Raw genomic sequence first — 21,367 nt, 5'->3', positions numbered from 1 at the left:
GGCATTTGTTGTCATTCGCTTAACGCTGCGTTCATAAATGGCCAGGAATCGTGGAGATCCTGCTGCCAGTACGGCCAGGAGTGGGTTCCGTCCGGGCGCAGTACGAAATTCGCCCGGACGCCGACCGCGGCGATGCGCCGCTGGAAATCGATGGTGCAGTCGTGAATTCCGTACTCCAGGATCGCCCCGAATGTCACGGCCTGCGGCATGAGTGGATCGGTGAGGCTGGCCAGGCCGGGCATCCCGTTGCCGGAGGAGACGTACACCGTCTTGCCCGCCAGCGCCGCGGCATTGGTCATGGGATCGTGCGCCGCCCAGGCCGGGTCGCCGTCCCAGCCCCACATATTGTCCGGATTGCCGCCGACCCAGCCGATGGCGTGCCGAATTGCCATGCGCGCCTCGTCACTGAGCGTGTCGGGGCAGCCGCTGAACATGGCCAGTCCCCGGTAGAGCGCGGGATGCCGGGTGGCGAGCACGGCGGCCGAGGCCGCGCCCATGGACAGCCCGCCGATCGCATTGCGGCCGGTGCCGTGGAACCGCTCGTCGATGAGCGGGGGCAGCTCCTCGGTCAGGAAGGTCTCCCATTTGAGCTCGCCGCCCAGGGCCGGTTCGGGCCGCTGCCAATCGGTGTAATAGCTTCCTTTTCCACCGATTGGTAACATAACATTTACATTCTTGTCGGCGAAAAAGGACACGATATCGGTCCGCTGCGTCCAATTGGTCTCGGCCGGACCGGTATCGACGCCGTCGAGCAGGTAATAGGCCGGCCGGAGCGCATCTCCGGCCGGGTGCAGGACATCGACGGTGGTCATCCGCCGCATGGCGGCGGAATACACCGACAACTGGGACCGCTCGGGGCTCAATTCCGCGATTCGGACGATCTCGCTGATATTCGCGGGTTCAGCCTCGGCGGTGCGGGCGGTGACAAGCAGCAATCCCATTGTGAGGACCGCCGCGAAGGTTGCTCTGCGTTGATTCACGGTCATCGACTTCCACCATCGGGATGTCTATCCGGACGCCGGTGTCACAATATGTGAAAAAGTCGCGTCCGCGCGGATATTTCTTATCCGCGTGTCGATGTCGATCGTGTTTCAGGAATCGATCCGGAACGTGCCGCTGCGCCCGCGCGCCTCGAGCCGACCGTCACCCCAGCTCGCACTGCCGTAGGCATCGACCTCGATGGCGTAGTCGCCCTCGGCCAGGGTCCCCGGCAGCTGAATCGACGTCCACGGGTGCCGTTCCACGATATCGAGATACGTCCGGTGCGGTTCCTCGTGCAATGCCACCAGGAAGATGCGCGCGTACTCGAACTTCTTGTGCGCGGCGGTTTCCGGCGCCCAGGTGATCCCGAGCGAACGGCTGTCGGTGAACTCGACGGCGACCCGCAGCGTCGCGGCCTGCTCGAGCCCGGCCTGGTGCCTCACGACTGCCTCCTACGCACCTCTGCATCCAGGCTGGCATGGACCTTGCGGTGAGGCAATGTGAATGGTCAGGCGCACGGTGCGCACTCAGGCCAACAGCGGTCGCACGGCCCGCTCGATGAGGTCGCGGGTTTCGGCGACGGTGACATGCCCGACCACAATGTGCTGCGTGAGCCCGTCGGCCAGGGCCTGCAAGGCGCGCGCGGTCGGCGCCGCCTCGACATCGTCGCGGAACTCCCCGCTGCCGCGCCCGTATTCGAGCAACCAGACGATGAGCCCGTGAGTGTCCCGCAGCGCGATGCGAATGACCTCCGCGAAATCCGCCCGGGTGGCCGAGTGCGCGAGGAAGGCCAGCCACACCCGCGCCGCGATCTGCTGATCGCCATCGGCGAGCACGAGCGCCTCCAGCACCACCGTCAACAGCGTCCGCGCCGACTTCGGCGCCCCGGAGGCCGCGACGCGCGCGTCCGCGCGCTCCTTGAGCTGCGCCGCAATATGGTCGAGCGCGAACCGCAGCATGCCGTCCTTGGGAAATGCCCGCTGCACCGCCCCCATGGAAACCCCTGCGCGATCGGCGGTTTCCCGCAGGGTGGCCCCTTCGATCCCGCGTTCGGCGATCAGCTCGCACACCGCCTGGGCAATGGCGGTGCGCCGGGCGTCGTGGTCGACCTGTCGCGGCATGCGTCGTCCTCATCCTCGTGATCGATGGTGAATCATCCTTCGTACCGATGCAGCCGCATCGGTACCACGATAACCTCCTCCGTACCGATCCAAGCGCATCGGAACAGCGGGAGGATGAGAGATGAGCTCGACCACAACCACTTCCACGCCGTTCGTGACTACGCGGATTCGCGGGGCGCTGGTGGCCGGGTGCGTGCTCGCACTGATCGCGGGCTGTGCGGCCGACGACGGCGCGGCGACGGCGGATCCGGTGGTGACCACGACCGCCGGGGAGCTGCGCGGGCACCTCGGCGAGGCGGGGCAGCGGCAGTTCAGTGCGATTCCGTACGCGCGGCCGCCGGTGGGTGAGTTGCGCTGGGAGCCTCCGCAACCGGTGCCGCCGTGGACCGGGACCCGGGAGGCGACCGGGCCGACCCCGGCGTGCGCGCAGCCGCCGGGCGAGACTTCGGCGACGGTGCTCCAGGAGGACTGCCTGTATCTGAATGTCACCGCTCCCTCGCGCGCGGATGCCGCGCCGGTGCTGGTGTGGATTCACGGCGGCGGCGGATATATCGGCGCGGGAGCCGATTACACGCCCCGGGAGTTCGTCGCGCGCGGGGCGGTGGTGGTCACCGTGAACTATCGGCTGGGCGCTTTCGGGTTCTTCAATCATCCGGCCTTCGCGGCGGGCGGGGGGAATCTCGGATTGCAGGATCAGGCCATGGCTCTGCGCTGGGTGCGCGAGAACATTGCGGCCTTCGGTGGCGATGCCCGCAATGTGACCGTCGCGGGCGAGTCCTACGGCGGATTCAGTGTGTGCGCACAGCTGACGCGGCCGGGGGCCGAGCAGTTGTTCGACAAGGCGATCATCCAGAGCGGTTCCTGCGCAACGCGCTGGCCCGCGGGTGCGCTGTACGCGGACGGACCGGCGGTCGCGCCCTACCGTTCGCGCACGGACAACGAACCACTGGCGCTCGGGGCCGCCACCGAGCTGGGCTGTACGGATCCGGCGACGGTGGCCGCATGCCTGCGGGCGGTACCGGCGGAGACCGTGCGGGAGCTGTGGCCCGGCTTCACCACCATCACCTACGGCACGCCGACGGTGCCGGACAATCCGATCGATGCCCTGCGGGCCGGGATATTCGCCCGCGTGCCGGTGCTCATCGGTGAAGTCGCGCACGGCCATTCGCTGTGGGTCGCCGGGCTCGAAGCCCAGTACGGCGCGCCCCTCACCGCCGAGTACTACCGCGCCGCTCTCGATACGGCCTTCGGTTCCCGGGCCGCCGAGATCGAGGCCGCCTATCCACTGAGCGCGTATTCGACACCGGCGGCCGCGCTGTCGGCGGTGCTGTCGGACTACAGCTGGATGTGCGCGACCAGTGCTGCCGCCCGCGCCCTGGCCGCGCACGTACCGGTGTTCGGCTACGAGTTCGCCGATCCCGCAGCCCTTCCCCTGCTGCCGCTCACACCGGACCTTCCGGCCGGAGCCTCCCACGGCTCGGAACTGACCTACCTCTTCGATATGACCCCGTCCCCGGGCCCGGTGGCGGCGGGCTCACAGCCGCTGGCCGCGGCCATGGTTGATTACTGGACGCGGTTCCTGCGCACCGGTGACCCGAATACGGCGGGATTGCCCGCCTGGCCGCGGCTCACCGCCGAGGATCACCGCGCGCTGCGGCTGTCTTCGGATCCCGGCGGCCTCGCCGTCACGGATCTCGCCGACCACCACTGCGACCTCTGGAGTCAGCCCAGTCCGGCCTCGTAGGCCAGGATGGCCGCTTGCACCCGATTCTTCAGCCCGAGCTGCCGAAGAACCGCGCTGACATGAAATTTCACGGTGCCTTCCGAGAGGAACAGCTCCGCGCCGATCTCCTGATTGGACAGGCCCCGGCCGACGCGCGCCAGCACCGCACGCTCCCGCTCGGTGAGCGGCTCCAGCCGGGCGCGCGCGGCGGTGGCCTTGCCGAGATCGCCGCCGCCAAGCTGCGCGATGACCTTCTGGGCAATGCGGGGCGCGAGGTACGCCGCGCCGCCCGCAACCGCACGGACCCCGAGGATCAGCTCGCGCGGGTCGGAGGCTTTCAGCAGGAATCCGCCGACGCTCAGTTCGAGTGCCCGCGCGACGTATTCGTCCTCGTCGAAGGTGGTGAGCAGGACGACGCCGACCTCGGGCAGCGCGGTGCGCAGCTCGGCGGCGGCCCCCAGCCCGTCGAGGCGGGGCATGCGGATATCGAGCAGAACCAGATCGGGCCGGTGCGCGTACGCCAGCTCGATGGCTTCGCGCCCGTCCCCTGCCCCGCCCACCACCTCGATATCCGGATCGGTGGTCAGAATCGCCCGAATCCCCGCACGAATCATGGCCTCGTCGTCCGCCAGCACCACCCGAATCGTCACCGCCGCTGGATTCCTGTCTGTTCGAACGGGATTCGCGCGATCACCGCGAACCCGTCATCGTCGGGCCCGGCGTGCAGGTCGCCGCCGAGCACGCTCACACGCTCCCGCAACGAAGCCAAACCGCTACCGCCGCCAGGCGATTCCCGCTTCTCGGCGCCGTCCTCGGCGGGGGCGGTATTACGCACGGTGACGGTTACGACTTCGGGAAGCTGGTCTATGCGCACGGTGACGGCCGTACCGGGCGCGTGCCGGGAGGCATTGGTCAGCGATTCCTGTACCACCCGGTGCAGCGCCGTGGCCACGGGGAGCGGCAGGGTGAGCAGGGCGGGCTGGCGCAGCTCGACCGCCAGTCCGGCGGCGCGGGCGCGATCGACCAGTGCGGCAATGGATTCGTCGGCCGGGTTGGTGGGGGCGGCGGCCTTCTCGCGCAGCAGGCCCACGGTGTGGCGCAGGCGGTCGGTGGCCGTGGTCGCGGATTCCCGGAGCTGGGCTACCGCCGCCCGGTGCCGGTCGCCCAGTTCGGGATCCAGTTCCAGCGCACCGGCGCGCACGGCGATCAGGGCCAGTTCGTGTCCGAGCGAGTCGTGCATATCGGCGGCTATGCGGGCGCGTTCGCGCAGTTCGGCTTGTTCGGCGACGAGTTCGCGTTCGCGTTCCAGCTGGGTGACGCGTGCTCGTCCGGCGTGCACCAAGTCGGCTTGCTGGCGGCGGAAGCGGCCCGCCAGCCAGGGCAGGAGCACGAAGACGCCGAGGCACGCCACCGCGCCGAAGCCGGTGGCGAAATTCAGGGGCATGACGGCGAATCCGGGCACTGCCGCCGCTCCGAGGATGGCCCAGGCGTTTCGTCCCTGGCAATGGCGACCGTGTAGGTACGCGAGGATGACCAGGAGCAGGAACACCATCTGCCGCCACAGTGGCAGGTAGTCGATGAACCAGCCGTTGAGCAGGCAGATCGCCCCGATCAACGCCAAGCTCGCCCGGTCCCTCATTGGGTCGACCCTACCGAGGCCAACCACCACCCTCGCGCGACGGCGACGGCGACCCCGGCGATGGCGACGGTCACCAGTGTGATCATCATTGGCGCGGCGAAGTAGGTGAGCTGCGCCCACGTGACGGTGCGGCCGTTCATGAGCAGCGAGATCGCCTGCGGATACATCGCGAGCAGCAATGCGGGCGCGAGCACTGGGAGCAGGCGAAGCCCGATGCGCCACCTGGATTGTCCTGCCCGGCGGCTCGCCCACCGGCCCGACCGCCAAACACCCAGCACACCCAGCCCCAGCGCCAGTAGAGCGACGAGGGCCAGCGCGGCTTCGAACCGCTGCCGGTCACCGCCCGGAATCTCCGGCGCCGCACCGCGACTCATGGCGACGAGGCCCGTGAGCACGTCGTAGGTGTCGTCGTGGAGTGCGGCGCTGTTGGCCAGCACCGCGAAGCCGTAGCCGGTGCTGGGGTCGATGGCCTGGACGGCGTTGTAGGTGAACAGATTTCCCGAATGCATGAGCAGGTCGTTGCCGTCCACGTTCTCCTTGCTCCAGCCCATCCCGTAGTCGTGATCGCCGCGCGGGGTGTGCATGAGTTCCAGGCTGGGTGCGGTCACCAACTGGGTTCCGTCACCCGTCTGGCTGATCAACCAGCGCCCCATATCGGCCGCGGTCGTGACGACGCCGCCGCTGCCGCTGTCGTCCAGGAAGCCCGGCAGCTCGGGCCGTGCCACCCAGACGCCGAAGAGCGAATTGAATCCCCGTGCCGGTGTGATGGTTTCGTCGTCGACGGCGCTGGCGGTCATGCCGAGCGGGTCGAAAACGTGCCGCTTCAGGTACTCCCCGAAGCCCAGACCCGACGCCACTTCGACCAGTCTGGCGGCCACGTTGTAGTTGGCATTGCAGTACCGCCATTGCGTCCCGGGTGCGGCCGCCAAGGCGCCCGAGCCAAGGACGGACACATACTCGGCGAGGGAGGCGGCCGTCTCCGTCACGCCGATGTCCACCGTGGTGTCGGACAGTCCGGAGGTCTGATTCAGCAACTGCCGCACCGTGATCGAGGCCGCTCGCGCAACAGCTGCCGGAATTCCGGCAGCTGTTGCGCCACCTGCGCATCCAGCGCGATCCCGCCGCTGTCGACCAAGGTCATGACGGCCGCGGCGGTGAACGACTTGCTCAGCGAGGCGATTCGCATCGGCGTGGTCGCGGTGAGCGCGTCGCCCCGCGAGTCGTGCCCGTATCCGGCGGCGTGCACGATCTCGCCCCCGCGGGTCACGACCACCGACAGGCCGGTGGATTCCATGGCTCGTTCGAGATACCGGTCGATGCTCGCGGGCGTCAGCCCGTCGGCCGGGGTGGCGGGGGCGAGGGCGGCGAGCAGGACCGAACCGGCAATCACCCCGATGAACTGGCGTTTCATGCCAGCGAATCTAGAAATCGCATGTGCCTGCCGGATCCGCCGATCGGCCATCATCGCACTGACGAAAGTCAGTCGCGCGCTCCCCGGTTCACGACAGGAATTGCAGCGTCGACGCCTTCCCGGATTCGAGCGCGGCGGTGTGCGCGGCGATATTGAGCCCGTCGCTCAGGGTCTCACCGGCATCGAGTTTCTCGATGAGCCGGGCCTCGGCCTGTTTGACGGCGGCCGCCGCATCCAGCAGCGCCTCGGCCTCGTCCGGATCGACCACGACCACTCCCTCGTCATCGGCGAGGACCAGATCGCCCGGTGACACCGGCACACCGCCGCAGGTGACCCGCACCTGGAGTTCGCCCAGTTCCGAGGTGGTTCCGGCCATGGGCGTCACGAACCGGCTGTAGATGGGCAGCGCACAGCCGCGCACATACCCGATATCGCGGTACCCGCCGTCGACAATGATCCCGCCCAGCCCGCGCACCAGCGCCCCGCGCGCGAAAAGCTCACCGGCGAGCGCGATCTCGCTGCCGCCGCCGTCCACCACCACCACATCACCGGGCGCGGCGCTCTCGATGGCGCGCAGCGCGCCGAAGAAGTCGGCCGTACAGCGAACGGTGAACGCGGGAACCATGATTCGCGTGGCGGCCGAGCGCGGGCGCATGGCGCTGTCCATGACCCGCAGCGTCTTGTCCGCATCGCACAGGGCGGTCGTGTCGACGGCGTGGAATTTCTGGGCAAGTCGGTCTGCGACCATGGGCAACGCCCCTTCGAGGCTCGAAACGGGTGGGCCACCCGACTCTACTAATCGAGTGGCCCATCCTGCCGGGAATCACGTGGCGATCAGCGCGCCGCCAGGACGCGCGGCGCGGTCTGCGCCCGCAGCCGGGCCCGGATGGCGGCGAAGCCCTCGCGGCGGACGAAAGCGCCGTCCCGCCACACCTCTTCGAGCGCGCTGGCGGCTTCCTGCGCCGGAGTGGCCTGTTCCTGGACGTACAGTTCGCCGGTGGCGTCGGCGGCGACGGCCAGCCTGCCCTTGGCCGAGCGCTTGGTGCCGGAGTCGGTGACCGGGTCCTTGAAGATGTCCCGCCCACGGCCGTCGACCTCGACATAGGTCGCCTTCATGGCCGAGGAGAAAGTATCGAGGGTGACATACTGGTAGGTGTAGGACCCGACACCGAAAACTACTGTGGTGGAAGCGAATCCCTGATCCGCCAGGCGGGCGGTAATGGCATCCGCGCGGTCGTAGGTGATGGAATCGCCGTAGATGACGCCGATGTGCGGATCCAGCACCCGGTACCCGGCCTCGTTCACGCTGCCGCCGAAGGCATCCCACAACAGCTGGACCACACCCCGCCCGGCGGGCGAATCATCGCGGCCGGTACCGCACAGAATCGTCTCCGGATCGCCGGAGTCGGGACGGATCACCAACGTGCCCTCCCGGGCCATGATGCGATCGCACAGCGCGGGCAGGGTGCGAGTGAGCACGCGCCACAGATCGAAGGTGTCGCTCACCACCGAGACGATGCCGCCGGGGTACAGCTCCAGCAGGCGGCGATAGGTCTCGTCCTCGGATTCCTTTGTGCCCGCGCACATGACCGAATGCTCGGTGGCCGCGACCGAGGCCAGAATGGGCTCGCCCGAGTCATCGGGGTAGAAGTAGCGAATCCAATCCTCCGACACCAGTGAATCCGAACCGCTGAACGACAGCAGGTGTCCCGCACCGGAGGCGGCGGCCGCCTCGATGCCCGGCATGCCGCGGAAGGAGAAGTCGTGGCCCTGGAAGTCGACGGCCGCCGGATCGGCGCCGGTCGCCTCGGCGCGTTCGGTCAGCAACCGGCGCAGCCGCCAGGCCGTGGTCGCCGAGGTCGACGGCTGCCAAATGGCCGCCGACAGTGCGGTTTCCAGATAGTTGGTCAGCCAGAAGAAGTCCGGGTGCGTGTTCTCGATGGTCAGCACGGGCACGCGCACCGGAACCAGCGTGCCCTCGGGCAGCGAGCGCACCGACAGCGGCAGGTAGCCCAGCCGGTGCAGGGCTCGAATGTGTTCGCTGCCAATCTGATTCGGCCCGACAATGGCCTGCACACGGTGCTCGTACTCGGCGCACACGGTATCGGCGTCGGCGGCGAAGAAGCGGCCGAAGCCGTCCTCCAGCACATCCCGCAGGAAAGCCTGCAATCCGAAGTGCACGACATGGTCGACGCCGGGAATGCGCGAGGCGCGGTGGGTCAGGTTGGAGTAGACCAGCGAGGTGCCCGGCGGGTACTGGCGGCGGTGGTCCAGCTTGTAGGCGTCGGTCAGGAACAGCGGGTCGGTGGCATTGCGGAACATCACAGGATTCCTTCTGCGAGAGCGTTTTCGACGATGTCGACGATGCGAATACAGGGTATGAGCGTCAGCGCCGCGCGAGCGCCGGGATGGGAGTCGGTCGTGTAGATGCCGGAGTAGGCCGCCAGATTCGAGGCGAGTCGCGGGCCGCCGGAGAACACCCCGTGCGTCACCCACAGATCGACGCGCTCGGCCGCGGCGAACTCCCCCGCCGCCGCCAGTCCGGCGAAAGTGCCTCCGCCGTCGCAGATGTCGTCGACGACGAGCGCCCGCCGCCCGGCGACCTCTGCGGCGGGGAACTCGAATCCGCTCAGCCGCCCGGTCTCCGGATCGCGCCGCTTGCGGCCATGGGCGACGGGCAGGCCGCCCAGGGCCGCGGCGACCTGCGCTGCGCGCTCCCGCGCCCCGGCATCGGGCGCGATCACCAGGTCGTAGTCGCGCGGCAGGACGGCGGCGGCCAGCGCTCCGAGTGGAATCTCGTGCAGCTTCGGGCCGTGCAGCTTCGACTTCGCCAGCGCGGAGTGAATATCGCAGTAGATCAGCTCATCGGCGAAAGCGCCGATGACACCGGCGTACACCGCCGCGCCACAGGGTACGTCCCGATCGGTGCGGGCCGCCGGGATATAGGGCATGAGCACCCGGGCGGATCCGCCGTGGTGGCGCACCAACGCCGACCACATACCCAGCGCGAGCAGGTCATCCGGAAAGCCCCCGCGCACGACCTCGAACCGCTCGGCCGCGGGATCGAACGCGGGCCCGGTCTTGACGAACCACTCCCCCGCCGGGAACCGCAGGAACTCCACGTCGTCCGCGGCCACGGACCCTGCCGATGTTCGCACCATCGCTTGGATCATGCGAACAACATAGCATAGTTTTAGTAGAGATGACTAAAATATTCCCTCACCCGTCTCGAGCAGACGTTTCGGGTGCATGCCGTTCACCTGGCCGATGAAGGGAGGGTGGATGCTGCGTCCTCGCTCACGGCCCGGACGATGTCGTGCGGCGTGGACAGCGTGAAGGCTTCCTGCGGGCGCAGCCAGGGCTCGCAGTACTGGGCGGTGAGGGCCAGCCGGGAGCTGTCGGCGCGATTCGCGCCACCACCGTGCCAGAGGGTGCCGAGGAAGAAGACACAGGAGCCCGCGGGCATGACGACGGGAACCCGCTCGTCCGACTCCGAAGGCAGGCGGTCGCCCCATTCGTGGCTGCCCAGCACGATGTCCGTCGCACCATTGGCGGGCGTGAAATCGTCCACGGCCCAAATGGTTGCGGCGCTCAGGGCCTTGCGCGGTCGCGGCAGCGGATAGAAACCGTCGTCGGTGTGCAGCATCTGCGCGGCCTCGCCCGGCCGGATATTGATCACCTGCACCATCGACAGCAGATAGTTGGGCATGAGCAGCCGGTCCAGCAGCGCCAGCACCCGCGGATGCTCGACCGCCCGATCACAGCTGCGGGTCTTGTTCAGCACGCTGTAAACCCGTTGCGTGCCATGGCCTTCGAAGTTGTTGCGCCCGGTGCGATCGAGCAGCGGCGTGACCTCGGCGCGATCTCGTCCAGCTCGTCCGGCGTCAGCAGGTTCTCCAGGATCACATAGCCGTCGCGCAGTACGGCGGCCAGATCCGCGTCGACCACGGCCGGATCCACGGATATTCCGGCACTCGCCATACGGCGGTACTTTCCGGCCAGATCACCGGCCAAATCGACAACGGACGAAACCTCGGCGCTCATGACGCCCTCCGATCGGGAACATAACGGAATTCTGTTACTCCCCGAATGTGGCACAGCGGCGGCCGGGTTCTGGGTTATATTCGCCTGAATCGATGACTTCGTTGCTTCAGCTGACCCCAGGAGATCCGCGATGACAGTCCCCGAAGGTTACCCGGTTCCCCCGCCGCCCCAGCCGATGAAGGCGGAACCATCGGTCGAGCTGGATGTCCTCCCACCGGCCGAACATTCCCGCTGGACGGTCCTGATCCGCCTGATCCTTCTCATTCCCCAGGCCATCGCGGTCTGGGCGCTGGGTATCGCGGCCCTGGTCGTGGTGATCTGCGGCTGGCTCGGCGCGCTGTTCACCGGCCGCCTGCCCGAATGGTGTGGTGACTTCCTGCGCGGTTACACCGCCTACGTCACCCGCGTCTACGGCTACGGCATGCTCCTGGTGGACGCCTATCCGCCGTTCGCCTGGGAGGCGCCGGACTACCCCGTCCGGGTGCTGTTCCATCCGCCGACCGAGCTCAATCGCCTGGCGGTCCTGTTCCGTCTGATCCTGGCCTTCCCCATCATGGTGTTGTCGATCTGGTTCACCAGCGGATGGATGGTCGTGTCGATCATTTTCTGGCTGATCGTGCTCATTACCGGCCGCATGCCGCAGACGGTCTTCGAGGCCACCTCGGCGGTCCTACGCATCCAGCTGCGCACGGGGACCTACACCTACCTGCTGAGTCCCACCTATCTGAAGGGCGTCTTCGGCGACGGGCAGCCCTCGCCCGATCCGAATATGGCGCTGCCCGCCCAATCCCCCACCCGGCCCCTGTTCGTCTCGAGCGGAGCCCGCATCCTGCTCATCGTCATTCTCGTCATCGGCATTCTGACCAGCTTCGCCCAGTCCGCCGGTCGCTCCACGAATGACGATTACGACTACGACACCGTGTCCTCGTCACAGCAAATTGATAGCTACCAGCTATCCGTGTGGCGGCAAACACAGCGAAACTAGCTAATACCAAGCAACATTCATCGTCGCCCCGGCGATAGGTTCACACAGAGCATGCGCGACAACGGCTTTTGGCTGTTGTCGCGCACGCATGTGTGGTGCCCGGTTCGGGGACCGGTTCCGAACTGCCCAGCGGTCATTGCTGACCGCGCGAGCGAAAGGACCGGAATCGATGCGTTCGATTCGTGCTGTGTTGCTGGGAACGGTGTTGTCGGTACTGGCATCTCTACTGGTCGTGGTTACCGGCGGCGCGACGGCCTCGGCGGCGTTCACTCCGGCCGCATTCGATTTCTGGGTGGAATCGCCCGTCATGGGACCGATCAAGACCCGCATTCTGCGCGCGGCGGACGGCAATACGAATCGCGTCGTCTACGCCCTCGACGGCATGCGGGCGCGGGAGGATCTCAGCGGCTGGGAGATCGAGACGAATGTCGCCGAGGCCATGGCGGCCGCGAATATCAATGTGGTCATGCCGATCGGCGGCCAATCCAGTTTCTACACCGACTGGAGCGCGCCCAGCGAATTCTTCGGTATCCCCGCGGGCACCGGTTCGGCCAATACCGGATCCGGTGCGACGGACGCCTTGTCGGGCGGTCCCGGCAAGAGCTACCGCTACGAATGGGAAACCTTCCTGACCCGCGACCTGCGCTGGGCCCTCCGGGATCGACTGGGATTCAACCCGAATCGCAATGGCGTCTTCGGCCTGTCCATGGGCGGCAGCGCGGCCTTGACCATGGCCGCCTACCACCCCGACCAGTTCAGCTTCGCGGGCGCGTTCTCCGGCTACCTGAACATCTCCGCGCCCGGTATGCGCGAGGCCATCCGCCTGGCCATGATCGACGCGGGCGGCTACAACGTCGATTCCATGGCCCCGCCCTGGGGCCCGCAATGGCTGCGCATGGACCCCTTCGTCTTCGCCCCCAACCTGGTGAACAACAACACCCGCCTCTACATCTCCGCCGCCAGCGGACGCCCGACCGCCATGGACGGCCCGAATATGGGCACCGTGAACGGCATGGCCCTGGAAGCCCTGGCGCTGGCCAATACCCGCGCCTTCCAGGTCCGCATGGCCACCCTCGGCGGCGGCAATGTCGCATACTCGTTCCCCGAGTACGGCATTCACGCCTGGAACAACTGGCAGGACGAGGCCTACCGCATGCTCCCCGACCTCTCAGCCAATATCGGTTAGCGCGGCGATCGAGGTCTCCAGGGCCTTCGCGATATCGCGGATTCGGTCGTGTCTGCGGTCGCGGACCACCCAGTTGCCCGCGACCATGACATCAGTGACATCGGATGCCGTTGCCGCGTAGAGGATTCCGGCCCGGTCCGCGCCCATGGTGCGGACCGAGCGGGTGTCGACGCAGACCAGGTCGGCGCCTTGACCGGGAGCCAAGGAGCCGACCTCGGACCAGCCCGAGGCGGCGTGCGCGGTGGCGGCGGAGAGCAGTTCGTCCGGGGTGAAGCGGCCGCGGCGAATGCTGGCGAGGCGGTCGTGCCATTCCAGGGCGCGGGTTTCGAACCAGGGGTCGATGACGGAATGGGCGTCGCTGCCCAGCGCGAGGCGCGCGCCCGCATCGGCCAGCTCGCGGGCGGGACCGATGCCGTCACCGAGATCGGATTCGGTGCTGGGGCACAGACAGGCCCAGGATCCGGAGAGCGCGGTGATGTCGACGGGATTCAGATGGGTGGCGTGTACCGCCACCGTGCGCGGGGTCAGCGCACCCGCCGCGGCGAGCAGCTGTGTCGGGGTGCAGCCGTGCCGGGCAAGGCATTCGGCGTTCTCCTGCGGCTGTTCGGAGAGGTGGACGTGCAAGGGGCGGTCGGCGGCGCCGTGCACCACCGCGGGCAGCTGCTCGGCGGGCACGGCCCGCACCGAGTGGATGGCCGCGCCCACCACGACGAGATCACCTGCGGGCCGGAAGGATTCGAGACGATGCGCCCAGGCGTCGGCGTCACCGTCGCCGAAGCGCCGCTGGACGCCGGAGAGCGGCTGATCGAATCCACCTGCCAGGTAACAGACATCCAGCAGCGTCAGGCGAATTCCGGCATCGGCGGCCGCTGCGACCAGGGCGTGTGACAGCGCATTCGGGTCGTCGTAGCGTCGTCCGTCCCGCTGGTGGTGCAGATAATGGAATTCGGCGACGCTGGTGTACCCCGCGAGCACCATCTCCGCGTACACGGCGCGCGCCAGCTGATAGTAGGAGTCCGGCTCCAGGCGCTCGGCCAGCGCATACATCCGATTGCGCCAGGTCCAGAAGCTACCGCGATCATCATGGGTGCGCCCGCGCAGGGCGCGATGGAAGGCATGCGAGTGCGCATTGGCGAATCCGGGCACGACCAGCCCGGAAAGCACGGTGCCGACCGGACTTTCATTGGCGGACACCGCCGTGATGACGCCGTCCGCGATATCGATCCGCACCCCGTCCGCGACCCCGCCGGGCAGCCACGCCTGCGGGCACCAATAGGTACTCATCCGGCCAGACTCCGCAGCACCCGCGCCAATTCCCTGGTGCCGTGGTCGATATCGCCGGGCTCCGCGAACTCCTCCGGCGCATGGCTGATGCCACTCGGATTGCGGACGTAGAGCATGCCGGTGGAAACGAAGGGAGCCAGTACGGCAGCGTCGTGCCCCGCACCGGTGGGCAGCACCGGCGCACCCCCGAGCAGCGCGGTGAGCTCATCCCGCAGCCGCGGATCGAAATCGGCGGTCCCCTCGAAGGATTGCTCCACCACCTCCAGCCCGCACCCTTCGAGTTCGGCCGCCGCCTGAGCCTGTTCGGTGATCGCGGCGACCAGCTCGCGCACGTTCCCCGGCTCGGGCAGTCGCGCATCGAGCCACACATCGACCTGCGAGGCAATGACATTCGTGCCGCCCGGCGTCGGCACGAGCCGCCCGACCGTGGCCCGCGCCTCGGGCACCGCCGCGGCCGCCCGCCGCACCGTGCGAATCATGTCCGCCGCGGGCAGCATCGGATCGCGCCGATCGTCCATGAGCGTGGTCCCCGCATGATTTCCCTGCCCCGTGAACGTGAACCGCCACCGCCCGTGCGGAATGATATTGCTCCCCACCGCCAGCGGCGCATCCAGATTGATGAGCCCCCGCCCCTGCTCCACATGCAACTCGACGAAAGTCCCGATCCGCCCGAGCGTCTCGGCATCCCGCCCGAAATGCTTCGGCATCAGCCCCGCCACCCGCGCGGCCTCCGCGAAGGTGGTTCCGTCCGTATCCCGCAAGGCCAGGGCCTCCGCCGGATCCAATGTCCCGGTCAACAGCCGCGATCCGAGACAGGGCACCCCGAACCGCCCGCCTTCCTCCTCCGCGAACACCACGATCGCCAGCGGCCGCCGCGGCACGAACCCCTCCGCCCGCAAGATATCGAACGCCGCCAGCGCACTCACCACCCCCAGCGGCCCGTCATACGCCCCACCCCCCAGCACCGAATCCAAGTGACTCCCGGTAACCACGGCATTCACCCCCGGCGCCCCGAACCACGCCCACACATTCGCATTCCGATCCGTGTGCACATCGAGCCCCCGAGCCCGCGCCGTCGCGGCGAACCACTCCCGCAACTCGCCGTCCGCGGTGGTGAACACGTGCCGCGAGTACCCACCGCGCGCCGGATCCGCCCCGACCCCACCGATCTCGGCCAGAAGATCGTTCGCGGAGACGGTTGATGCGTTATTCATGCGCGCTCCTGCATGGGAATTCGTAGATCTGTGGCGCGGGCGACGTCCTCGGCTTCGGGATAGCCCGCGTCGACGTGGCGGAGGACGCCGGTGGCCGGGTCGTTGGTGAGGACGCGCTCGATTTTCTGGGCGGCCAACGGGGTGCCGTCGGCGACGGTGACCTGGCCCGCGTGGATGGAGCGGCCCATGCCTACGCCGCCGCCCTGGTGGATGGAGACCCAGGTGGCGCCGGAGGCGGTGTTGACGAGGGCGTTGAGGAGGGGCCAGTCGGCTATGGCGTCGGAACCGTCGGCCATGGCTTCGGTTTCGCGGTAGGGGGATGCTACCGAGCCCGCGTCGAGGTGGTCGCGGCCGATGACTATGGGGGCGCTGATCTCGCCGGTGGCAACCATGTCGTTGAAGCGCAGGCCCGCTTCGTGGCGTTCGCCGTAGCCGAGCCAGCAGATGCGGGCGGGGAGGCCCTGGAAGGCCACGCGGTCGGCCGCGAGGCGGATCCAGCGGGCCAGGGATTCGTTCTTGGGGAACAGGTCGAGCATGGCGCGGTCGGTGGCGGCGATATCGGCCGGGTCGCCGGAGAGGGCCACCCAGCGGAAGGGGCCCTTGCCCTCGCAGAACAGGGGGCGGATGTAGGCGGGGACGAAGCCGGGGAAGTCGAAGGCGCGGTCGTATCCGGCCAGTTTGGCTTCGCCGCGAATGGAATTGCCGTAGCCGAAGACCTCGGCGCCGCGGTCCAGGAATCCGACCATGGCGCCGACGTGGATGGCCATGGAATCGCGGGCGCGGCGGGTGAATTCGTCCGGCTTGCGGCTGGCGTAGTCGTCCCACTCCTCCAGAGCGATGCCGATCGGCAGGTAGGTGAGCGGGTCGTGGGCGGAGGTCTGGTCGGTGACGATGTCGACCTCGACCTCGCGGCGCAGCAGTTCGGGCAGGATCTCGGCGGCATTGCCGATGAGCCCCACCGACAGTGGGCGGCGCTCACGCTTGGCGGCGAGGACCCGGGTCAGCGCATCGTCGAGGTCGTCGGCGATCTCGTCCAGGTACCGGGTCTCGACGCGGCGGGCGGCATGGCGGGGATTGCATTCGATACACAGCGCCACCCCCTCGTTCATGGTGATGGCGAGCGGCTGCGCGCCGCCCATACCGCCCAGACCCGCTGTCACGGTGAGGGTTCCGGCGAGGCTGCCGCCGAATCGCTTGGCCGCCACCGCCGCGAAGGTCTCGTAGGTGCCCTGCAGAATGCCCTGGGTGCCGATGTAGATCCAGGATCCGGCGGTCATCTGCCCGTACATGGTCAGGCCGAGGTTCTCCAGCCGCCGGAACTCCGGCCAATTGGCCCAGTCGCCAACGAGATTGGAGTTGGCAATGAGTACGCGCGGCGCCCACTCGTGGGTGCGCAGCACCCCGACCGGCTTACCGGACTGCACCAGCATGGTCTCGTCGTCGCGCAGATCGGTGAGGGTCCGGGCGAGGGCGTGGAAGCTGTCCCAGTCCCGCGCCGCCTTCCCGGTCCCGCCGTAGACCACGAGATCCCCGGGCCGTTCGGCGACCTCCGGATCCAGATTGTTGTGCAGCATCCGCAGCGCCGCTTCGGTCTGCCAGCTGCGGGCCGTGCGGGCGGTTCCGCGCGCGGCCCGGATGATTGCGGTCATTGTGTCGAAACCCCCTGGTCGAGTATGTGATTCACCGCGCCGGAGCGAACGAGCTCTTCCACGGCCGCGATATCGGGAGCCAGGTGGCGATCCGGCCCCGGACCGGGCACCGCCTCGCGCACCAGATTCCGCACGGCGTCCGTCACCGGCGCGGGCCGCAGCGGCGCCCGAAAGTCGAGAGCCCGTGCCGCGGTGAGCAATTCGATAGCCAGCACACTGGTCAACCCGTCCACCGCCCGCCGCAGCTTGCGCGCGGCGGCCCAGCCCATGGACACATGGTCCTCCTGCATGGCGCTGGACGGGATGGAATCCACCGAGGCGGGCACCGCGCACCGCTTGAGCTCGGACACGATGCCCGCCTGCGTGTACTGCGCGATCATGTACCCGGAGTCGACCCCCGGATCGTCGGCCAGGAAGGCCGGAAGCCCGTGCGACCGATGCACATCCAGCATCCGATCGGTGCGCCGCTCGGCAATGCTCGCCACATCCGCGATGGCAATGGCCAGGAAGTCCAGCACGTACCCCACCGGCGCACCGTGGAAGTTGCCGTTGGATTCCACCCGCCCGTCGGCGAGCACGACGGGATTGTCGATGGCGGACTGCAATTCCCGCTCGGCCACGGTCTCGGCGTGGGTCAGCGTATCCCGCGCCGCCCCGTGCACCTGCGGCGCGCAGCGCAGCGAGTAGGCGTCCTGCACCCGCGGGCAGTCCTCCCCGCGATGGCTGGCGACGATCTCCGAATCGGCAAGCGCCGCCCGCATATTCGCCGCCGACACCGCCTGCCCGGGATGCGGCCGCAGCGCCTGTAGATCGGCCGCGAACACCCGATCGGTGCCCAGCTGCGCCTCCACGCTCATGGCCGCGGTCAGATCGGCGATATCGAACAGCCGGTGCAGATCGGCGATGGCCAGCAGCAGCATGCCGAGCATGCCGTCGGTGCCATTGGTCAGCGCCAGCCCCTCCTTCTCGGCGAGCGTCAAGGGCGTCAGCCCGGCCGCGTCCATCGCCTCCGCCATGGGCCGCGGCCCCTCCGGCCCGTGCACCGAGCCCTCCCCCATGAGCGCCAGCGCGACCGCCGCCAGCGGCGCGAGATCCCCCGAGCAACCGAGCGACCCATACTCGGGCACGACCGGAACCAGCCCGCTGTCGAGCAATTCCGCCAGCGCCCGCGCCGTCTCCGGCCGCACCCCCGTATGCCCGGTCATGAGCGTGCGCAACCGCAGCAGCATCATGGCCCGCACCACCTCGGCCTCCACCGGCGTGCCCGCCCCCGCCGCATGCGAGCGAATCAGCGACCGCTGTAGATCGGTCCGCCGCTCCGGCGGAATATGCCGCAGTGCCAAGGCCCCGAATCCGGTCGACACCCCGTACACCGGCCGCTCACTGTGCGCCAGCTCGTCGATGTGCCCGCGCACCTTGGCCAGCTGCGCCACCCCGTCCGCGGCCAGCTCCACCCGCGCCCCGTACCGCGCCACCGCCACCACCTGCTCGGGCGTCATCGCCCCCGCGCCCACCACCACCCGCTGCGTCCCGATCGTCATGGGCACCATTCCAGCCCTCGAAAGGTTCGGATTCGAGCACCCACACCCGGGTTTCGTCTGGTATTTCAGACAGTACGAGTGGTGCGATGGCGAGGCGGTCCCGATGAGTACTGATATCCCGGCTCTCCGCCGCGGCCTGAGCATTCTCGGGCTGCTCGCCCAGCGGCCCAATCCCATGCCCGCCGCAGCCATCGCCCGCGAACTCGACATCCCCCGATCCTCGACATATCAGCTGCTCAACGAGCTACAGGCCGCCGGATACGTCGCCTATCTGCCCGGTGAGCACCGCTACGGCCTGGGCGTGGCCACCTTCGAACTCGGTTCCGCCTACCTGCGCCACGACCCCCTCGAGCGCCTCGCCGCCCCGCTCCTGCGCACCCTGGTCGACAGCGTGGGCTGCACCGGTCATCTCGGCATCCTGCACGGCAATGAATCCCTCTATCTCATCGAGCAGCGCCCGCCCCGCCCGCAGACCCTGGTCACCGATGTCGGCGTCCGCCTGCCCGCCCACCTCACCGCCACCGGCCGCGCCATGCTCCGCCATCTCGCACCCGCGCATGTGCGCGCCCTGTTCCCGAACGCCGCCGCCTACCCCATGCGCACCGCCCGCGGCCCCCGCGAGCTCCGCGGGCTCCGCCGCACCCTGCGCGTCGAGTCCGCCCGCGGCTGGTCGGTGGAGGACGGCTACATCACCCCCGGCTTCGCCACCGTCGCCGACGCCGTCTTCGATCACGGCGGCCGCCCCATCGCGGCGCTCGGCCTCACGCTGCGCCACCACTGCCCGGACGAGAACATCGAATGCGGCGAGACCTGGCCGGAATTGGCCGCCGCCGTTCGCACCGCGGCCGCCGCCCTCACCGTGGCCATCGGCGGCCGCCCGCCCGGGGAGTTCTTGTCGACCAGCGGTTTTGCTCAGCAATAGACGACCGTCAGTGCCTCTTTCCGACAGATACGGGGCGAAAGTGACGCGGTGATAACGAAATAGGTATGTTGTTGGCTACCGTCGGGCAGTTTTGCGCGAGTCGCCCGATCCGTGTGTAGCCGACAGGATTGACGAAACCCCATATGGCAGTGATGTTTCTCTGGATACTCGTCCCCATACTTGTGCTCGCGATAGCGGGGGCCGGGTATACGGCAGTGCGGTTGCGTGCCCAACGTACGCGCGCCGCCGATCTGGCCGCCCAGCTCCGTGGCTCGGAATACCTCCTCGAACAGCTTGTCCGCAAGACGCTTCCGTCCATGACGGAGTCGGCGCGCCGCCCGGGGCTGCCGGTCAGCGGACTGGAAATCCCTCCGGGCCTGGAGCATTCGCACACCGCGACGCTGCTGCGGCAGGCCGTCGACACCTATTCCGATGATCTGCGGCTGCTGTGGGCCGAGGCCCTCGATCACGGCCGCCGCGAGGCCGAGGCGCAGGCCCGGCAGGCCATCACCAGTGCGGAGCAGGCCGTGCGCGCCGAGGCGCAGGGCGCCTCGCGGGATGTGACCGGCGCCGCGGTGCGCTCGTTCGGCACCTCCGTGGTGAGCCTGGGCGCGGATGTCGGCAAGGTGGTCAGCGCCGCGCTGCGCGAACACCGCGACGACGCCGTCTACGAGACGCTCATCCGCATCGATCACAGTGTGCAGCAGATGATCCGGCAGGCGCAGTCCTACGTGATCGTCAGCGGCGGCCTGCCCGGCCGCCGCTGGCCGCAGCAGTCGGTGACCGATGTGGTCGGCGGCGCGGTCGGCCGTGTGCGCGACTATCTGCGCGTGCGTTAGGCGCAGGCCGACCGGGTAGTGTCCAGCCGCGTGGTGGAGCCGCTGGTGCACACCGTGGCGACGCTGCTCGACAATGCGCTGCGCTATTCGCCGCCGACCTCGTACGTGGACATCAGCTTTCAGGAGGGTCACCACGGCGTGACCATCCTCATCGACGACGCGGGCGTGCGCATGAGCCCGGAGCAGCTGGAGGACGCCCGCCTGGTGCTCTCCGGTGAGCGCGATATCGACATTCTCGAGCTCGGCCCCGCCCCCAAGATCGGTTTCCCCAGTATCGCGGCCCTGACCCGACGCTACGGATTCAGCGTCTACGTCGACGGCCCGAACATGTACGGAGGTGTGCGCGCCATGGTGTACATCCCCGAGCAACTGCTCGTCGCGCCGCAGGATGTGCGCGAACAGCCCGTCGCCGTCGCCCCGCCGGTGAGCGCCCCGCCCGCGGTCGCCCCTGTGCAGCGGCCCGCGGACGAGAGCGAGGTGGCCGCCGCGCTCACCGCCAGCGGATTGGCGAAACGGCGGCGCCGCACCGTGGTTCAGCCGAGCACCTACACCACCGGCCCGCTGCCCGTACTGCAGCCCGCCCCCGCGCCCGCGCGGCACGCCGCTCCGACGCTCCAACTCGCACGACCCGAAATCGCGGTCGCGTGGCACACCGGTTCGGTCAGCGGCCGCAATGCCGCGGCCGCGGCCGGGCCCGCCGCCGAACCCGATCAGACCGAAGGGAAGATCTCGTGAACTGATCGACTGCGACCAACCCGCAGGGCCCGGCGCCGGTCTCGAACCTGGAAGAGGGGCCCAATCGGCTGGGCTGGCTACTAGCCGAGCTGG

20 protein-coding genes and 1 pseudogene are annotated in these 21,367 nt (G+C 68.6%); 6 read left to right on the top strand and 15 right to left on the bottom strand.

Annotated features, from left to right (window positions below):
- Nucleotides 1-11: 11 nt before the first annotated feature.
- From NC4_RS21150 to NC4_RS21140, 3 genes are all read right to left on the bottom strand, one after another.
- A complete protein-coding gene (locus tag NC4_RS21150; RefSeq protein WP_067541133.1) occupies nt 12-986 on the bottom strand; it encodes an alpha/beta hydrolase in 975 nt (324 codons plus the stop codon).
- A gap of 105 nt (nt 987-1,091) precedes the next feature.
- The gene (locus tag NC4_RS21145; RefSeq protein WP_067541132.1) at nt 1,092-1,424 is read right to left on the bottom strand and encodes a hypothetical protein; all 333 of its coding nucleotides are present in this window, start codon (nt 1,422-1,424) and stop codon (nt 1,092-1,094) included.
- Between the two features lie 84 nt (nt 1,425-1,508).
- On the bottom strand, nt 1,509-2,102 hold the full coding sequence (locus NC4_RS21140) for a TetR/AcrR family transcriptional regulator (RefSeq protein WP_067541131.1): 594 nt from the start codon (nt 2,100-2,102) through the stop codon (nt 1,509-1,511).
- A 121-nt stretch (nt 2,103-2,223) separates the two neighbouring features.
- Here NC4_RS21140 and NC4_RS21135 point away from each other — a divergent pair, with 121 nt between their 5' ends.
- On the top strand, nt 2,224-3,846 hold the full coding sequence (locus NC4_RS21135) for a carboxylesterase/lipase family protein (RefSeq protein WP_084529549.1): 1,623 nt from the start codon (nt 2,224-2,226) through the stop codon (nt 3,844-3,846).
- On the opposite strand, the gene NC4_RS21130 is transcribed toward NC4_RS21135, so the two are convergent.
- From NC4_RS21130 to NC4_RS21100, 8 genes and pseudogenes are all read right to left on the bottom strand, one after another.
- Entirely contained in the window at nt 3,825-4,475 is a 651-nt protein-coding gene (locus NC4_RS21130) for a response regulator (RefSeq protein WP_218021251.1), read from the bottom strand. The two genes, NC4_RS21135 and NC4_RS21130, sit on opposite strands and share 22 nt — an antisense overlap.
- Nucleotides 4,472-5,464, bottom strand: coding sequence for a sensor histidine kinase (locus NC4_RS21125; protein ID WP_084529547.1), 993 nt, complete (start codon nt 5,462-5,464; stop codon nt 4,472-4,474). Before NC4_RS21125 ends, NC4_RS21130 begins: the two co-directional genes overlap by 4 nt.
- Entirely contained in the window at nt 5,461-6,498 is a 1,038-nt protein-coding gene (locus NC4_RS21120) for a serine hydrolase domain-containing protein (protein ID WP_218021250.1), read from the bottom strand. Before NC4_RS21120 ends, NC4_RS21125 begins: the two co-directional genes overlap by 4 nt.
- Complete coding sequence (locus NC4_RS44030) at nt 6,492-6,875, bottom strand: serine hydrolase domain-containing protein (protein WP_218021249.1); 384 nt, start codon at nt 6,873-6,875, stop codon at nt 6,492-6,494. Before NC4_RS44030 ends, NC4_RS21120 begins: the two co-directional genes overlap by 7 nt.
- A gap of 88 nt (nt 6,876-6,963) precedes the next feature.
- Entirely contained in the window at nt 6,964-7,623 is a 660-nt protein-coding gene (locus tag NC4_RS21115; RefSeq protein ID WP_067541127.1) for an RraA family protein, read from the bottom strand.
- An 86-nt stretch (nt 7,624-7,709) separates the two neighbouring features.
- The gene (locus NC4_RS21110; RefSeq protein ID WP_067541125.1) at nt 7,710-9,197 is read right to left on the bottom strand and encodes a nicotinate phosphoribosyltransferase; all 1,488 of its coding nucleotides are present in this window, start codon (nt 9,195-9,197) and stop codon (nt 7,710-7,712) included.
- On the bottom strand, nt 9,197-10,036 hold the full coding sequence (locus NC4_RS21105; protein WP_169814844.1) for a phosphoribosyltransferase family protein: 840 nt from the start codon (nt 10,034-10,036) through the stop codon (nt 9,197-9,199). Before NC4_RS21105 ends, NC4_RS21110 begins: the two co-directional genes overlap by 1 nt.
- 45 nt (nt 10,037-10,081) lie before the next feature.
- Nucleotides 10,082-10,919: pseudogene (locus NC4_RS21100) on the bottom strand (phytanoyl-CoA dioxygenase family protein).
- Between the two features lie 130 nt (nt 10,920-11,049).
- On the opposite strand from NC4_RS21100, the gene NC4_RS21095 reads away from it, so the two are divergent.
- Both NC4_RS21095 and NC4_RS21090 read left to right on the top strand, forming a co-directional pair.
- Nucleotides 11,050-11,904, top strand: a complete 855-nt coding sequence (locus NC4_RS21095) for a DUF4389 domain-containing protein (RefSeq protein WP_084529543.1) — start codon at nt 11,050-11,052, stop codon at nt 11,902-11,904.
- 169 nt (nt 11,905-12,073) lie between these two features.
- The gene (locus tag NC4_RS21090) at nt 12,074-13,090 is read left to right on the top strand and encodes an alpha/beta hydrolase (protein ID WP_067541660.1); all 1,017 of its coding nucleotides are present in this window, start codon (nt 12,074-12,076) and stop codon (nt 13,088-13,090) included.
- Here the strand turns inward: NC4_RS21090 and NC4_RS21085 are convergent.
- Genes NC4_RS21085 through hutH form a run of 4 tightly spaced genes read right to left on the bottom strand, consistent with a single transcriptional unit; the run spans nt 13,073 to nt 18,787 of the window.
- Nucleotides 13,073-14,374, bottom strand: coding sequence for a formimidoylglutamate deiminase (locus tag NC4_RS21085; protein ID WP_067541120.1), 1,302 nt, complete (start codon nt 14,372-14,374; stop codon nt 13,073-13,075). The genes NC4_RS21090 and NC4_RS21085 overlap by 18 nt on opposite strands.
- Nucleotides 14,371-15,588, bottom strand: coding sequence for an allantoate amidohydrolase (locus NC4_RS21080; protein ID WP_067541119.1), 1,218 nt, complete (start codon nt 15,586-15,588; stop codon nt 14,371-14,373). Before NC4_RS21080 ends, NC4_RS21085 begins: the two co-directional genes overlap by 4 nt.
- Nucleotides 15,585-17,237, bottom strand: a complete 1,653-nt coding sequence (hutU, locus tag NC4_RS21075; RefSeq protein WP_067541118.1) for a urocanate hydratase — start codon at nt 17,235-17,237, stop codon at nt 15,585-15,587. The genes NC4_RS21080 and hutU overlap by 4 nt, the downstream gene beginning before the upstream one ends.
- Nucleotides 17,234-18,787: a histidine ammonia-lyase gene (gene hutH / locus NC4_RS21070; protein ID WP_439957542.1), complete on the bottom strand. Its 1,554-nt coding sequence runs from the start codon at nt 18,785-18,787 to the stop codon at nt 17,234-17,236. Before hutH ends, hutU begins: the two co-directional genes overlap by 4 nt.
- 94 nt (nt 18,788-18,881) lie before the next feature.
- On the opposite strand from hutH, the gene NC4_RS21065 reads away from it, so the two are divergent.
- The 3 genes from NC4_RS21065 (at nt 18,882) to NC4_RS42920 (ending at nt 21,274) form a co-directional block, all read left to right on the top strand.
- Nucleotides 18,882-19,700, top strand: coding sequence for an IclR family transcriptional regulator (locus NC4_RS21065; protein WP_067541658.1), 819 nt, complete (start codon nt 18,882-18,884; stop codon nt 19,698-19,700).
- Nucleotides 19,701-19,921: 221 nt separating this feature from the next.
- Entirely contained in the window at nt 19,922-20,539 is a 618-nt protein-coding gene (locus NC4_RS42925) for a hypothetical protein (RefSeq protein ID WP_245721825.1), read from the top strand.
- Nucleotides 20,540-20,569: 30 nt separating this feature from the next.
- A complete protein-coding gene (locus NC4_RS42920; RefSeq protein WP_245721824.1) occupies nt 20,570-21,274 on the top strand; it encodes an ATP-binding protein in 705 nt (234 codons plus the stop codon).
- Nucleotides 21,275-21,367 lie beyond the last annotated feature (93 nt).

Origin of the sequence: Nocardia crassostreae (assembly GCF_001613405.1) — a bacterium.
In the GTDB taxonomy this organism is placed as follows: Bacteria; Actinomycetota; Actinomycetes; order Mycobacteriales; family Mycobacteriaceae; genus Nocardia; species Nocardia crassostreae.
This window is presented reverse-complemented; position numbering and strand designations above follow the sequence as displayed.